The organism is Botryobacter ruber (assembly GCF_003347595.2).
In the GTDB taxonomy this organism is placed as follows: Bacteria; Bacteroidota; Bacteroidia; order Cytophagales; family Hymenobacteraceae; genus Pontibacter; species Pontibacter ruber_A.
In genome coordinates, this window is the sequence record NZ_QCZK02000024.1 from 299,841 (window position 1) to 313,621 (window position 13,781).

The window sequence follows — 13,781 nt, forward strand, 5'->3', positions numbered from 1 at the left end:
TTCCTCCTGTTGGCGCACAGCAGCAGAGGCTGTGGTGGCAGCTGCAGTGGCATTTTCTGAATAGAATTATTTGTGAAATCCCCAATCCGACAGTTTAACACCACAACAAGAGCCCGCTTCGTAAATAAACAGTAGAAGTACACTTTGTTAATACCAAAATTCCTATATTTACCTAACACGCACAACGGCCTATGTTTCTCGACTGGATTACAGTAATCGCGCTGATCGCCATTGGGCTTACCCTGATCATTGTGGAGCTCATTTTTGTACCGGGCACCACGCTTGTAGGCATACTGGGCTTTGTGCTGATCATAGCAGGCATCTGGATCGGGTACGCCACCCTGGGCACCGGAACCGGCCACCTGGTGCTGGCTACCACGGTGCTGCTTGGCTTTTTTGTCGTATTCTACAGCTTACGCTCCGATGCCTGGACACGCTTTGCCCTGAAAAACCGGATAGAGTCGCGGGTAAACGATGAGCTCCTGCACAAGTTCCAGGTTGGGGATAGAGGCAAAGCCATTTCAGCCCTGCGCCCCAAAGGCACTGCGCTCTTTGGCGAGCAGCAGCAAGAGGTAGAAACAAATGGAGAGTTTGTAAACACCAACGCAACAGTTCGCATTGTTAAGATCACCCACCATAAAATATTTGTAGAAGAAATAAGCTCATAAACCTATGTTCGAAGATTATTCCGTACTCTTTCTCGTTGCCGGCGGCATCATCCTGCTGCTTATCTTCCTGTACTTCTTCCCGATCAGCCTCTGGATCACGGCGCTGTTTTCAGGTGTTAAGGTTGGCCTGCTGGAACTGGTGTTCATGCGCATCCGGAAAGTACCGCCAAGCCTTATTGTAAATTCCATGATCAACGCCACCAAGGCTGGTATCGATGTAAGTACCGTAGAACTGGAAACACACTTTCTGGCTGGCGGCAATGTACCCAACGTTATCCGGGCGCTTATCTCCGCCGACAAAGCCAACATTCCGCTCACCTTCAAGCAAGCCACCGCCATCGACCTGGCTGGTCGTAACGTGTTCGAGGCCGTAACGACTTCCGTAAATCCGAAGGTGATCAACACCACCAGTGTGGCTGCCGTGGCCCAGGATGGTATTCAGTTGCTGGCAAAAGCGCGCGTTACCGTACGGGCCAACATTATGCAGCTGGTAGGTGGCGCCGGCGAAGAGACTATCCTGGCCCGTGTTGGCGAAGGCATTGTTACCTCCATCGGTTCTTCCTCGTCGCATAAGGTGGTGCTGGAGAGCCCGGACATTATTTCGAAACTGGTACTGCAGAAAGGCCTGGATGCCGGAACCGCTTACGAGATTCTTTCTATTGATATTGCCGATGTGGACGTAGGCGAGAACATTGGCGCCAAACTGCAGATAGACCAGGCCAACGCCGATTTAAAAGTAGCAGAAGCAAAAGCCGAAGAGCGCCGTGCCATGGCCGTAGCCATAGAACAGGAAATGAAAGCAAAGGCACAGGAAGCACGTGCCTCCGTTATTGCGGCAGAGGTAGAAATTCCGCAGGCCATTGCGGCAGCTTTCCGAAGCGGCAACCTGGGCATTATGGACTACTACCGCATGCAGAACATCCAGTCCGACACGGATATGCGCAACTCCATCGCCGATCCGGGACAGGGCGGCTCTCAAAAGCCAAAATCGTAACAGCAGCCACTATACAAACAAAAGAGGCTGCCCCCAAAATCAGTTCGGGGCAGCCTCTTTTTTATTAATTTTAATTTTGAATCTTAGCTTGCGCTCAGCGTAAAGGTACGGGTTACGCTGTTGAATGGTCCGGGCAGCTGGTTTCCGTTATTATCCACCAGTTCCAGCTTTATCGTATTTTCACCCATCGGCAGGCCTTCGATAATGTAAGGCAACCAACGGTCCAGCATAAACTCGGTGCCATTAATCGTAGCGCGCACCTTATTGCCGGTAGTCGACAGGTCCGTATTTACCAGGTAGAAGTCGAGCATGATACGTTCAGCTTCTGCACCGGTGTAGGTACCTTTCGGGCGACTGTAGAACATATGCGGCGCCTTTACATCAAACTCCATACGTTCAGTTGGCCTTCCTGCCGTTACCATGCGCAGGTCGTAGGCGCCCGGGTGCTTAATGCTCTCGTGGTAGGACCTGGACAGGAACGAAAGGATCACATGGTCCCCTTCGGCCAGATCTTTGGTGAACTGTGTTTCATAGTGTGCCGTGTAAGGCTCGTTGTCAATAATATTATGGATGTGCTGTCCTTCATGCGAGTTAGCCAGGTGTTGTGCATTGGAGTGCGGCGTCTGGCGTGTTAGCTGGAAGTTAGTCAGTTCATAAACAAACTCTACCGAACCAGGCTCCACAACGCCGCCTGCCGGTGGAACCGTTAATCTTAACTGAGCCTCCGGGTTTGAAGGAGAGTTATCAAATGCATACACACGGAGACCATCTTTGGACATAATGGCACCTGAGGGCGTAGGGCCGGTTGTTGTAGCAGCTACAGAAGTAGTAGTCTGCGTGTCAGTTTCTTGGGTCTGACGCGCTGTATCGCAGGCAGACAACCCCAACAAAGCTACTGCAGCTAGGGATAGATACGTTTTTTTCATCTATTTGTAATTTGGTTGAGATATAGGGCTAAGTTAGCGTTTTTATTTTTTGTATATTGCGAACTACGAAATATTTGCGAAAAAGTATACAGTAATTTTAATATATGAGCGAAATTTTGTTTGATGAAATACCTTCATTGGACTTAGCAGATTTCATGTCAGGCGACGAAACGCGCAAAGCCCGGTTTGTGGAGCAGTTGGGGGAAGCTTACCAGAACATCGGCTTTATTGCCCTGCGCAACCATGGGTTGAGCTATGAGCTGACTGACAAGCTGTATACTACCATCAAAATTTTTTTTGCGCTGCCCGACCCTGTTAAGCAGCAGTACGAAGACCCGGAACTGGCCGGTCAGCGGGGCTATGTGGGCAAAGGGAAAGAGCATGCCAAAGGCCGCAACACCGGCGACCTGAAGGAGTTTTACCATGTGGGGCAGGAAGTAGAGGATGATGATCCGATAAAGGAAGCTTATCCTGCCAACATCTGGCCACAAGAAGTACCTGAGCTTGAAGCGGTAACGCTGGAGGCTTATAAAAAGCTGGAAGCTGCCGGCAAGCAGGTGCTCCGGGCCATCGCGCTGCACCTGGGGCTGGAAGAAAGCTACTTCGATGCCAAAGTGCACAACGGCAACAGCATCCTGCGCCCCATCCATTACTTCCCGATCGAAAACCCGGACAATGTGCCTGCCGATGCTGTGCGCGCTGCCGAACATGGCGACATCAACCTGATCACGCTGCTGATGGGCGCCAGTGCCGACGGCCTGCAGGTACTCCGCCGCGACGGCAAATGGATTCCGATAACCGCCCTGCCGGAGCAGGTGGTGGTAAACGTGGGCGATATGCTGGCGCGCCTCACCAACAACAAGCTCAAATCTACAATACACCGTGTGGTAAACCCGCCGCGCGAACTCATGAATACCTCCCGCTACTCTATTCCTTTCTTCATGCACCCACGCTCCGAAATGGACCTGACCTGCCTGGAAAGCTGTATAGACGAAGCAAATCCGAAAGCCTATCCAGACGCCACCGCAGGCGAGTACCTGAACGAGCGCCTGGTAGAACTGGGACTGAAAAAAGCATAAGTTATTTTTGCAGAAAGAGAGATGGCCAACAGGGCTGTCTCTCTTTTTTTGATTTTGAGCATGAGCCTGCGCTACTACATTTTTCTGCGAGATGTCCTTCAGCTTTCCCTTACGGCCTTCGGAGGACCGCAGGCGCACATTGCCATGATGTTTAAGCTGCTCGTTCACCGGCGGCGCTACATTACCGAAAAGGACCTGATCGAGCTGAACGCCCTCTGCCAGATCCTGCCAGGCCCAACCTCTACCCAAACCTTAACGGCCATTGGTTTCCGGATTGGCGGCCCTAACCTGGCGTACCTCACCCTGCTCGTCTGGATAGCCCCGGCGGCTACCGTTATGGCGATTGCTGCTATCGGCATAACCTACCTGCAGCAGAACAACATATCCCTGGATTTCCTGCAGTTTGTGCAGCCCATGGCGGTAGGTTTTGTGGCGTATGCCGCCTACAGCATCAGCTCGAAAGTAGTACATACCAAGCTGGCAGTTGGCATCATGATCGTTTCTGCCATTGCCGGTTATTTTTTCAACTCGCCCTGGGTCTACCCCCTGCTCCTGATAGCAGCTGGCGTTATTACAGCCTTCCGGTTCAAACAACACCCCGAACTGGAGGGGAAGCCGTTGCAAATTCAGTGGTCAAATTTTATCCTGTATGTTGGCGTACTCATTACAGCTGCTGTCATAGGTGGCGCTACCTCTTCCCTTCCAGTAAGGCTTTTCGAGAACTTCTACCGAAACGGCAGCCTGGTATTCGGCGGCGGACAGGTGCTCATCCCGCTTATGTTCACAGAATTTGTCAGCTTTAAGAAATACCTGACCGCCGAAGAATTTCTTTCTGGATTTGCCATAGTGCAGGCGCTGCCGGGACCGGTCTTCTCCTTCTGCTCTTTTATCGGCAACCTGGCTATGCGTGATTATGGCTTCATGGGACAACTGCTGGGGTCTTTTGTTGCCACGCTGGGCATTTTCCTGCCCGGCACTTTCCTTATCTTCTTCGTGATCCGCTTCTGGGATGGCCTGAAAAAGTATCGTGTCGTTCGGGCCTCCTTAGAGGGCATCAGTGCAGCCAGTTCAGGCATGGTGGTAGCCGCTGCCATTATGCTCTACCACCCCATCGAAAACACGCTGCTGAACTTTGGCATTGTGGTTACCACCTTTTGCCTGCTGCAGTTCACCAAAATCCCGCCACCGGTGCTCATCCTGCTCGGGCTTGGGCTGGGATTTGTACTGTAAGTTTAGGAGTTAGAGAGTTTAGGAGGTAGAAAGGTAGAATTTGTAGGGGTTGAAGATTTTCAACCCTGTAACAGGGAGGTAGAGAGGTTGGGGGTATTAGCTGTAGAGACACGGTGCCCGCGTCTCCTGCACGAACCACAGAAAAACTTAGTCAATCCTGCTATTCCTTAAATCTTCTTAATCGTGTTCAGACAAATCTAATCCTGAAAATTCTAAAATTCTGTAAATCCAGATTCAGACCAACAAAAGCTTTCTGCTCCTGCCACCATTGCCTCTCCTCCTGGCAATCTGGTAATCTTCTTAATCCTGTTCAGACAAAAAATCAAGTCAATAAGTAAAATCACAAAAATCAGAGGTTCAGACAATAAAAAAAGCCGGCTTTCACCGGCTTTTGTCGTTTCTGATAGTTTAGTTTACCGCAGCAGGCTGAGCAGGTAATCGCCGTAGCCGCTCTTGCGCAACGGCTCGGCTACTTTGCGTAGCTGCTCGTCGTTAATGAAGCCCATGCGGTAAGCCACTTCTTCAATAGAGCCGATCTTCAGCCCCTGGCGCTCCTCAATTACCTGCACAAACGTAGCAGCCTGCATCAGCGACTGGATGGTACCAGTGTCGAGCCAGGCCGTACCCCTGTCCAGGATACCCACTTTCAGCTTGCCGCGTTGCAGGTATTCTTTGTTTACATCGGTTATCTCGTACTCGCCGCGTGCACTTGGCTTAAGCGCTTTGGCAATAGCCACCACATCGTTGTCGTAAAAGTACAGTCCGGGCACCGCATAATGCGACTTTGGCTGCTTCGGTTTCTCTTCTATCGAAACAGCCTTCAGGTCTTTGTCGAACTCCACCACGCCGTAGCGCTCCGGGTCGTGCACATGGTAGGCATACACCACACCACCATCCGGGTCGTTGTTCTGCTGGAGGAGTTTGCTCATGCCTGATCCGTAGAAGATATTATCGCCCAGCACCAGGGCTACTTTATCGTTGCCGATAAACTCCTCGCCTATCACAAAAGCCTGCGCCAGTCCGTTTGGCACTTCCTGCACGGCATAGCTGAAGTTACAGCCAATCTGACTGCCATCGCCCAGCAAACGTTCAAACATGGGCAGATCGTGTGGTGTAGAGATGATCAGGATATCTTTGATGCCGGCCAGCATGAGCGTAGACAGCGGGTAGTAAATCATCGGCTTATCGTAAACCGGCATCAGCTGCTTGCTTACAGCCAGCGTCAGGGGGTGCAGGCGTGTACCAGAACCTCCGGCAAGTACAATTCCTTTCATTTGTTTTCGTTTATTAATAGTCGCTTAATCTTTTTTAAGAAAATCCCGGTTGTGCTTATACCACTGGCAGGTGCGGCGCAAACCTTCTTCAATACTTACCCGTGGCTGATACTCCAGCAGATATGTTGCTTTGGCGATATCGGCTAAACTGTCGCGGATGTCGCCGGGGCGGGTGTTGCCATACACCGGCTCCACGTTTACCCCTATGGCCGCTTCCACTATTTCCAGTACCTCCAGCAGCGATTTACACGCACCTGTGGCAATGTTGTAGACCTGGTTTACTGCGGCAGGATTATCGGTTAAGGCTGCCTTTATGTTGGCCTGCACACAATTCTCTACAAACGTAAAGTCGCGGGTCTGCCTTCCGTCGCCATGCAGTTCAGGTGTTTGCTCCTGCAGCAGCGCATTGATGAACAAGGGGATAACAGCCGCATTCTCCCCCTGCGGGTTCTGCCTGGGCCCAAATATATTGAAGTAGCGCAGCCCTATCGTTTCCAGCCCATACATCCTGCTGAACACATCGGCATACAGCTCGTTCACCTGCTTGGAAACGGCATAGGGCGAAAGCGGTTTCCCGGTATGCAATTCTACCTTGGGCAACACTTTGCTGTCGCCGTAGACCGACGAAGAAGACGCATAGACAAAGCGCTTTACGCCTGCCTCTTTTGCAGCCGTCAGCATGTTCACGAAACCGCCCACATTTACCTCGTTGGTCGGCACCGGGTTGCGCACGCTCCGCAGCACAGAACCTAACGCCGCCTGGTGCAGCACCACATCCACACCGGCACAAGCTGCTGCACAGGCACCCAAATCGCGGATATCCCCTTCCAGCAGCTCGAAAGCCGGATCTGACCTAAACGGAGCCAGGTTGCGGCGATACCCACTCGAGAAGTTATCCAGCACCCGCACCTTACCTGCACCAAACTGCAAGAGGTACTCTACCAGGTTAGAACCAACAAACCCACCGCCACCTGTCACCAGGAAGGTGAGGTGGCTGATGGGTTTATTGTGGAACGGCAAATCGTACAAAGCAGCTGATTATCTGTCGGTATACTGTTGCTCGTAATAGGCTTTATAGTTTCCGGAAGTTACATTGTGGAGCCACTCCGTATTTTCCAGGTACCAGTCTACTGTTTTGCTCAGCCCCTGTTCAAACGTAACAGACGGTTTCCAACCCAGGTTATTCATCAGTTTGGAAGAATCGATGGCGTAGCGCAGGTCGTGACCGGCACGGTCTTTTACAAAGGTGATCAACTTACGGGAATATCCCTGCGGACGGCCCAGTTTCTCATCCATCGTATCGCAGAGCAGCTCGATCAGGTCGATATTGCGCCACTCGTTCACGCCGCCAATGTTATAGGTATCGCCCACTTCACCTTTGTGGAAGATATCGTCGATGGCACGGGCATGGTCCAGCACATACAGCCAGTCGCGCACGTTTTCGCCTTTGCCGTAAACCGGCACCGGCTTTTCTTCTTTTATATTGTGGATGGCCAGCGGAATCAGCTTTTCAGGGAAGTGGTTCGGGCCATAGTTGTTGGAGCAGTTCGACAGCTTAACCGGCAGGCCGTAAGTGTGGTAGTAAGCCCGCACAAAGTGGTCGGAACTGGCTTTAGAGGCAGAATAAGGCGAACGCGGATCGTAGGCGGTTTCTTCGGTAAAGAGACCATCCTCTCCCAGTGTGCCATATACCTCGTCGGTAGAAACATGGTAGAACAGGTGCTTCTGCAGGTTCTCCTGCCAGTATTTGCGTGCCGTATTCAGCAGGTTAACCGTACCGATTACGTTCGTATACACAAAAGCCAGCGGATCCACGATAGAGCGGTCTACATGCGACTCAGCTGCCAGGTGGATGACCGCATCGAACTGGTATTTGGCAAAAATGTCATCAACATACGCTGCATCTACAATATCACCTTTCAGGAAGGTATAATTTTCCTTCTGCTCGATATCCTCCAGGTTGGCCAGGTTTCCGGCATAGGTCAGGGCGTCGAGGTTAAAGATCTGGTACTCCGGGTATTTGTTTACAAACAACCTTACCACATGCGAGCCTATAAAACCGGCCCCACCTGTTATTAAAATTTTCATTATTTAAACGTTTGTAACTGAATCCTGTAAAGATAACTGCCAGTCCCAGGCGCTTTTCATAGCTTCTTCCAGCGTACTGTTTGTCCGGAAGCCGAGTACTTCGGTAGCCTTGGTAACATCGGCATAAATTTTTGGCACGTCACCGGCACGGCGCGGGCCCACTTTATAATTCACTTTAACACCGGTAGCACGCTCAAAGGCTTGCACCGCCTCCAGCACCGTGTTACCGGAACCTGTACCTACGTTAAAGAACTCAATCTTGTCGCCTTTGGCTTCCAGCAGGCGCTCTACAGCCGTTACGTGTGCCTTCGCCAGATCCACCACATGCACATAATCGCGCACGCAGGTGCCATCGGCAGTATCGTAATCTTCTCCGAAAATTGTTAACTGCTCACGTATGCCGGCCGCTGTCTGCGTAATGAAAGGCACCAGGTTATTTGGAACACCCAGCGGCAACTCGCCAATTTTAGCAGAAGGATGCGCACCAATCGGGTTGAAATAACGCAGAGCGATTGATCTTAAGGTGCTGGCACTCTGGGCAACATCGGAGAGGATTTCTTCGCAGATTTTTTTGGTATTGCCATACGGTGAATTGGCTTTCTGCACCGGCGTTTGCTCGGTTACCGGCAGGTTTTCGGGAATGCCGTAAACAGTGCAGGAAGAAGAGAATACCAGGTTTGTCACGTTGAACTCACGCATTACCTGCAGCAGCGCCACCAGCGACCCCACGTTGTTGTGGTAATACTCCAGCGGCTTCTCTACTGACTCGCCCACGGCTTTGTAAGCAGCAAAGTGAATGACGCCTTCCAGCCCAGGTTCCTGCTCAAACACCTCGCGCATGGCTGCAGCATTGGTACAGTCCACGCGGTAGCAGCGGAACTGCTGGCCTGTTATGGCTGTAATGCCATCTAAAGCACTTTCTTTAGAATTGGAGAAATTATCGATGATAACAGGTTCGTAGCCCGCTTCGTGCAGTTCCACCACCGTGTGGGAGCCAATATAACCGGCGCCTCCGGTCACTAATATTTTTTTCTTTTCCAAGGCGTATAAGTTTTTCTACTTGTGTTTTCAGGTGATATTATCAGTAGTTCTCTTCAAAGCTGTTTATTCAAGTGGCCTTACCAGCCCCTTTGCCAGCAGATACCATTCACCGCTTTCCGGACAGGTGGCCTCGCCTGCTTTATTGAAATGCAGCGTGTGCCCATAACGGCTTACCCACCCCTGTTGCTTTGCCGGATTGCCATATACCAATGCAAAGGCCGGCACATTTTTCGTTACCACGGAACCTGCGCCAATCATGGCAAAGGCTCCTATCTCCACCCCGCAAATGATGGTAGCATTAGCACCGATAGAAGCTCCTTTCCGCACCAGTGTCTGCTTAAACTCCTCTTTGCGGCTGATGAAGCTGCGCGGGTTGATCACGTTTGTAAACACCATCGACGGCCCCAGGAAAACATCATCTTCACAGATAACGCCGGTGTAGACAGAGACATTATTCTGCACCTTTACATTCCGCCCCAGCACCACCCCCGGCGATACCACCACATTTTGCCCGATATTGCAGTCTTCCCCGATCTCACAGTTTGCCATGATGTGCGAAAAATGCCAGATTTTGGTATTGTTCCCAATCCGGCTTCCGCTGTCGATAACGGCTGTTTCGTGTGCAAAATAGGCTGTTGCTAAGGCCATGCCTCCTGTCTTCTCGTGCAAAATCAGGTACAATGATGGTAATCAGCACCTTTATCGGCTACAAAGGTAACAGTTTAAACAATATCAGGCTATTTTTTGCAAAAAACCGGTATTTTACAGCACAGCCCGCACCATCCGTTCTTTTCCGAATAGATCTTTTAGCACTTCGGCATGGCTGTAGCCTGCCTGCAGCAACAGTTCCTTTACACCGTTGCCATAGCGCTCATTTATCTCGAAGTACAATTTACCGCCTTTTTTCAGCAGCGTCTGCCCTACCTCGGTTATCCTTCTGTAATATTTCAGGGCATCCTCGTCGGGCACGAAAAGCGCCAGGTGCGGCTCGTAGGCCAGCACATTTTGCCGCATCAGTTCCTTCTCCGATTCCAGCACATAGGGCGGATTGCTCGTGATGATGTCCAGCGACTGTGGTGGCAGGTGCTGAACGGGTTCAAAGATATCCTGCAGCAGCCACGACACCCTTACCTGGTATTTTTCTGCATTGGCACGGGCAACAGCCAACGCTCCTTCCGAAATATCCATGCCATACACCTGCGCCTCCTGCAGGTTAGCAGCCAGCGCAATGGGTATGCAGCCGCTCCCTGTGCCGATGTCCAAAATATTCAGGTGCTTACGCCCCTGGTGTTCCTGCAGGATCAGGTGCACCAGTTCTTCGGTTTCGGGTCGTGGAATGAGTACCCGCTCGTCTACCGCCAGCTCCAGTCCGTAGAAGTGCGCGATGCCCAGCACGTACTGCAGGGGCTCGTGCTGCAACAGGCGCTCTACCAGAGGAGCAGTGGCTGTGGTGGCAGCTGCAGAAAGCTCCTGGTCGCGCATCAGGCTCAGTTCCAGCCTTGTTTTCTGCAACACATGCTCCAGTACCTGCTGCGCCATAGCACCTGCTTCCGGTTCGGGATAAACAGCTGCAAGCGCTGCTTTGATCGAATTATGTGTATCTTTAACGGTAGCCAAGAAAGTTAAGAAGTTAGAAAGTTTAGGAGTTAAAGAGTTTAGGAGTTAAAGGTTATTGAGAATGAAATGTAGCGGCGTGATGCTCGCGTCTCCTGCACGGACAACTTCCCGGCATGCGCCGCTTTACCGGATCATGCTGCTTCAAATTTAATTATTATACCTTTGCAAAGGTAAACACTTGCCATGACATCAGCCGACGAACTTTACATGCGCCGTGCCCTGGAGCTTGCCGCCCTGGGCCGCGGCAGCACCAGTCCCAACCCGATGGTGGGCTGCGTAATTGTGCACGATAACCGCATTATTGGCGAAGGCTGGCACCGGCAGTATGGCGGTCCGCATGCCGAGGTAAATGCCATAAATTCCGTTACCGAAAAGCACCTGCTCCCGCACAGCCGCGTGTACGTAACGCTGGAACCCTGCTCCCACTACGGCAAAACCCCGCCCTGCGCCGACCTGCTCATCAACAGCCAGGTGCGGGATGTAGTTATCTGCAACACCGACCCGAACCCGCAGGTGGCAGGACGGGGCATCCGCAAAATGCAGGAGGTAGGCATACAGGTGCAGACCGGGCTGCTGGAACAGGAAGGGCTGGAGCTGAACAAGCGCTTCTTCACGCTGCACACGCTCAAGCGGCCTTACCTCATTTTAAAATGGGCCGAAACAGCCGATGGGTTTGTGGCTGGCGTACAGTGCGAGCAGCTGCAGATCAGCGGCAGCCTGGCGAAGCGGCTGGTACACAAGTGGCGCACTGAGGAGCAGGCCATTATGGTCGGCACCCGCACCGCCCTCTACGACAACCCCCGCCTGAACGTACGCCACTGGCCGGGCCGCAACCCGCTCCGCATCGTGATTGACCGGCAGCTGCAACTCCCGCCGCACACTATGCTGCTGGACAAGAGTCAGCCAACGGTGGTGTACAATTACCTGAAACAGGAAGAAGCGCATGAGAACTTGCACTATGTACAGCTCTCGCAGGAGCAGGACCTGTTAACGCAGGTGCTGCAGGATTTACATGCCCGAAATGTGGTGTCGGTGCTGGTGGAAGGCGGTACTTACCTGCTCGACAGCCTGCTGCAGGCGGGGCTCTGGGACGAGGCCTTCGTTTTCCGGAACTCGGCAAAAGCCATTGGCGCTGGCATCAAGGCGCCGGCTATGGTGTACGGAAAACTGCAAAGCACGCAAACTTTAGGCACCGATCTGCTGTTTCACTACCACCGAACCTGATGCAGCCGGAGATTAGGAGGTCTGAAGGTTAGCACCTGCTGCCACCATACCCTCTGCAGAATCAATTTTCATTTTCACACAAATATTTAGCACCCGTGGCAGAATCGCTTATAGTAGACGCAACACTCAGCAAGGAAGAAAAATATAAAAGCCTGCTCCCGCAGCTAGAGGCCTTAACGGCAGGCGAAACAGACCTGATTGCCAACCTCTCTAACCTGGTGGCGGCCCTGAAGCAGGGCATGGGCTTTTTCTGGGTTGGGGTTTATTTCAACAAGGAAGATCAGCTGGTGCTGGGCCCATTCCAGGGGCCGGTTGCCTGCACCCGCATCCCCTACCACAAAGGCGTCTGCGGCGCCTGCTACACCCGCCGCGAAACCATCCTGGTACCCGACGTCGAAGCTTTCCCGGGCCACATTGCCTGCAGCAGCGCATCTAAGTCAGAAATCGTACTGCCTGTGCTGAAAGACGGTGAAGTGAAGCTGGTATTTGATATCGACAGCGATAAGCTGAACGACTTCGATGAGACAGACCAGCACTACCTGGAGCAACTGATGCAGCTGATCGCGAGTTGGTATTGAGAGTTTAGGAGTTTGAGAGTTTGGGAGGTAGAAAGGCAGAAGGCAGAAAGATGGGAATTTCGTAGGGGTTGAAGATTTTCAACCCTATCACAAACCACAGACAAATCATATCCTCCCCAATAACTAATAACCAATAACCAACTAAATCTACCCGAAAAAGGATGGTGGTTCTGTTTTGAGTTGGGCAATTACTGTTTCGCCGCCTTTTGTTTTCTGGCCCAGCTCTACTTTTACGATCGTGTCCAGTGGCAGGAAAACGTCTACGCGGGAGCCGAATTTAATAAAACCGAACTCCTCGCCCTGGCTTACCTCGTCCTTCTCCTTCACATACCACACAATACGGCGTGCCATGGCTCCGGCAATCTGGCGGAAAAGTACTTCGGGACCGGCTGTAGATTCTACCACTACGGTAGTACGCTCGTTCTGCGTGCTCGACTTCGGGTGCCAGGCAACAAAGTAATTTCCGGGATGGTATTTGAAATAGCTCACGATGCCGGAAACCGGGTTACGGGTGACGTGCACGTTTATCGGCGACATGAAAATGGAGATCTGCTTGCGCTTATCCTTGAAATATTCCGGTTCCTCCACTTCTTCTATCACCACCACTTTGCCATCGGCAGGGGCTACAATCAGGTCTTCGTGCAGGAGCAGGTTACGATATGGGCTACGGAAAAACTGCAGGATCAGGAGGAACACAATTACAGAAATGCCGGAGAAAATTCGGTTAAACGTCATGTTGGCTGCATTGTAGTTATACAGCAACAAGTTGAATACTAGCAAAATAAGCAAGGTAAAAAACAGTATTCGTCTTCCTTCTCTATGAATTTTCATCCTTATGTAAATTTGCCGCAGTTCTATCCTTTAACTCGTTATCTCCCGGGTGGTTACAGGAATGAGTAATTAGCGGCTTTAAAATTATGTAAACTTAAACTTATTTAACAAAAAAATTACAAGAAACCGCCCATTTACTTGCAGAGTATACACAATTTATCGGCAACTGTTACGTTTGCTGCAATTTACCCGGTAAATAAAGGCATTTTCCTGCACCTAAAGCACTGGCTG

General features: G+C 51.5%; 14 protein-coding genes. 6 read left to right on the plus strand and 8 right to left on the minus strand.

What is annotated here, in order from left to right:
• Window positions 1–191 precede the first annotated feature (191 nt).
• Both DCW36_RS06600 and floA read left to right on the plus strand, forming a co-directional pair.
• A complete protein-coding gene (locus DCW36_RS06600; RefSeq protein ID WP_114777552.1) occupies window positions 192–668 on the plus strand; it encodes an NfeD family protein in 477 nt (158 codons plus the stop codon).
• Window positions 669–672: 4 nt separating this feature from the next.
• Entirely contained in the window at window positions 673–1,662 is a 990-nt protein-coding gene (gene floA / locus DCW36_RS06605; RefSeq protein ID WP_114777553.1) for a flotillin-like protein FloA, read from the plus strand.
• Between the two features lie 83 nt (window positions 1,663–1,745).
• On the opposite strand, the gene DCW36_RS06610 is transcribed toward floA, so the two are convergent.
• A complete protein-coding gene (locus tag DCW36_RS06610) occupies window positions 1,746–2,588 on the minus strand; it encodes a hypothetical protein (RefSeq protein ID WP_114777554.1) in 843 nt (280 codons plus the stop codon).
• 104 nt (window positions 2,589–2,692) lie between these two features.
• Here DCW36_RS06610 and DCW36_RS06615 point away from each other — a divergent pair, with 104 nt between their 5' ends.
• Window positions 2,693–3,667, plus strand: coding sequence for an isopenicillin N synthase family dioxygenase (locus DCW36_RS06615; protein ID WP_114777555.1), 975 nt, complete (start codon window positions 2,693–2,695; stop codon window positions 3,665–3,667).
• Window positions 3,668–3,727: 60 nt separating this feature from the next.
• On the plus strand, window positions 3,728–4,897 hold the full coding sequence (gene chrA / locus DCW36_RS06620; RefSeq protein ID WP_114777556.1) for a chromate efflux transporter: 1,170 nt from the start codon (window positions 3,728–3,730) through the stop codon (window positions 4,895–4,897).
• A gap of 413 nt (window positions 4,898–5,310) precedes the next feature.
• Here the strand turns inward: chrA and rfbA are convergent, their stop codons facing one another.
• The 6 genes from rfbA to prmC all read right to left on the minus strand — a co-directional run bounded on the left by rfbA (window position 5,311) and on the right by prmC (window position 10,917).
• Window positions 5,311–6,171: a glucose-1-phosphate thymidylyltransferase RfbA gene (gene rfbA / locus DCW36_RS06625; RefSeq protein ID WP_114777557.1), complete on the minus strand. Its 861-nt coding sequence runs from the start codon at window positions 6,169–6,171 to the stop codon at window positions 5,311–5,313.
• A 24-nt stretch (window positions 6,172–6,195) separates the two neighbouring features.
• Window positions 6,196–7,191, minus strand: coding sequence for an SDR family oxidoreductase (locus tag DCW36_RS06630; protein WP_317127239.1), 996 nt, complete (start codon window positions 7,189–7,191; stop codon window positions 6,196–6,198).
• An 18-nt stretch (window positions 7,192–7,209) separates the two neighbouring features.
• Window positions 7,210–8,259 (minus strand): dTDP-glucose 4,6-dehydratase, encoded by a 1,050-nt coding sequence (rfbB, locus tag DCW36_RS06635; RefSeq protein ID WP_114777559.1) that lies wholly within the window; start codon window positions 8,257–8,259, stop codon window positions 7,210–7,212.
• A 3-nt stretch (window positions 8,260–8,262) separates the two neighbouring features.
• Window positions 8,263–9,300, minus strand: a complete 1,038-nt coding sequence (galE, locus tag DCW36_RS06640; RefSeq protein WP_114777560.1) for a UDP-glucose 4-epimerase GalE — start codon at window positions 9,298–9,300, stop codon at window positions 8,263–8,265.
• 63 nt (window positions 9,301–9,363) lie between these two features.
• Window positions 9,364–9,948 (minus strand): acyltransferase, encoded by a 585-nt coding sequence (locus tag DCW36_RS06645; RefSeq protein ID WP_114777742.1) that lies wholly within the window; start codon window positions 9,946–9,948, stop codon window positions 9,364–9,366.
• 114 nt (window positions 9,949–10,062) lie between these two features.
• The gene (prmC, locus tag DCW36_RS06650; protein ID WP_114777561.1) at window positions 10,063–10,917 is read right to left on the minus strand and encodes a peptide chain release factor N(5)-glutamine methyltransferase; all 855 of its coding nucleotides are present in this window, start codon (window positions 10,915–10,917) and stop codon (window positions 10,063–10,065) included.
• A gap of 183 nt (window positions 10,918–11,100) precedes the next feature.
• On the opposite strand from prmC, the gene ribD reads away from it, so the two are divergent.
• Together ribD and DCW36_RS06660 are read left to right on the plus strand one after the other, a co-directional pair.
• The gene (ribD, locus tag DCW36_RS06655) at window positions 11,101–12,141 is read left to right on the plus strand and encodes a bifunctional diaminohydroxyphosphoribosylaminopyrimidine deaminase/5-amino-6-(5-phosphoribosylamino)uracil reductase RibD (RefSeq protein WP_114777562.1); all 1,041 of its coding nucleotides are present in this window, start codon (window positions 11,101–11,103) and stop codon (window positions 12,139–12,141) included.
• Between the two features lie 95 nt (window positions 12,142–12,236).
• Window positions 12,237–12,719, plus strand: a complete 483-nt coding sequence (locus DCW36_RS06660) for a GAF domain-containing protein (protein WP_114777563.1) — start codon at window positions 12,237–12,239, stop codon at window positions 12,717–12,719.
• 147 nt (window positions 12,720–12,866) lie between these two features.
• Here the strand turns inward: DCW36_RS06660 and DCW36_RS06665 are convergent, their stop codons facing one another.
• The gene (locus DCW36_RS06665) at window positions 12,867–13,550 is read right to left on the minus strand and encodes a phosphatidylserine decarboxylase family protein (protein WP_114777564.1); all 684 of its coding nucleotides are present in this window, start codon (window positions 13,548–13,550) and stop codon (window positions 12,867–12,869) included.
• Window positions 13,551–13,781: the final 231 nt, after the last annotated feature.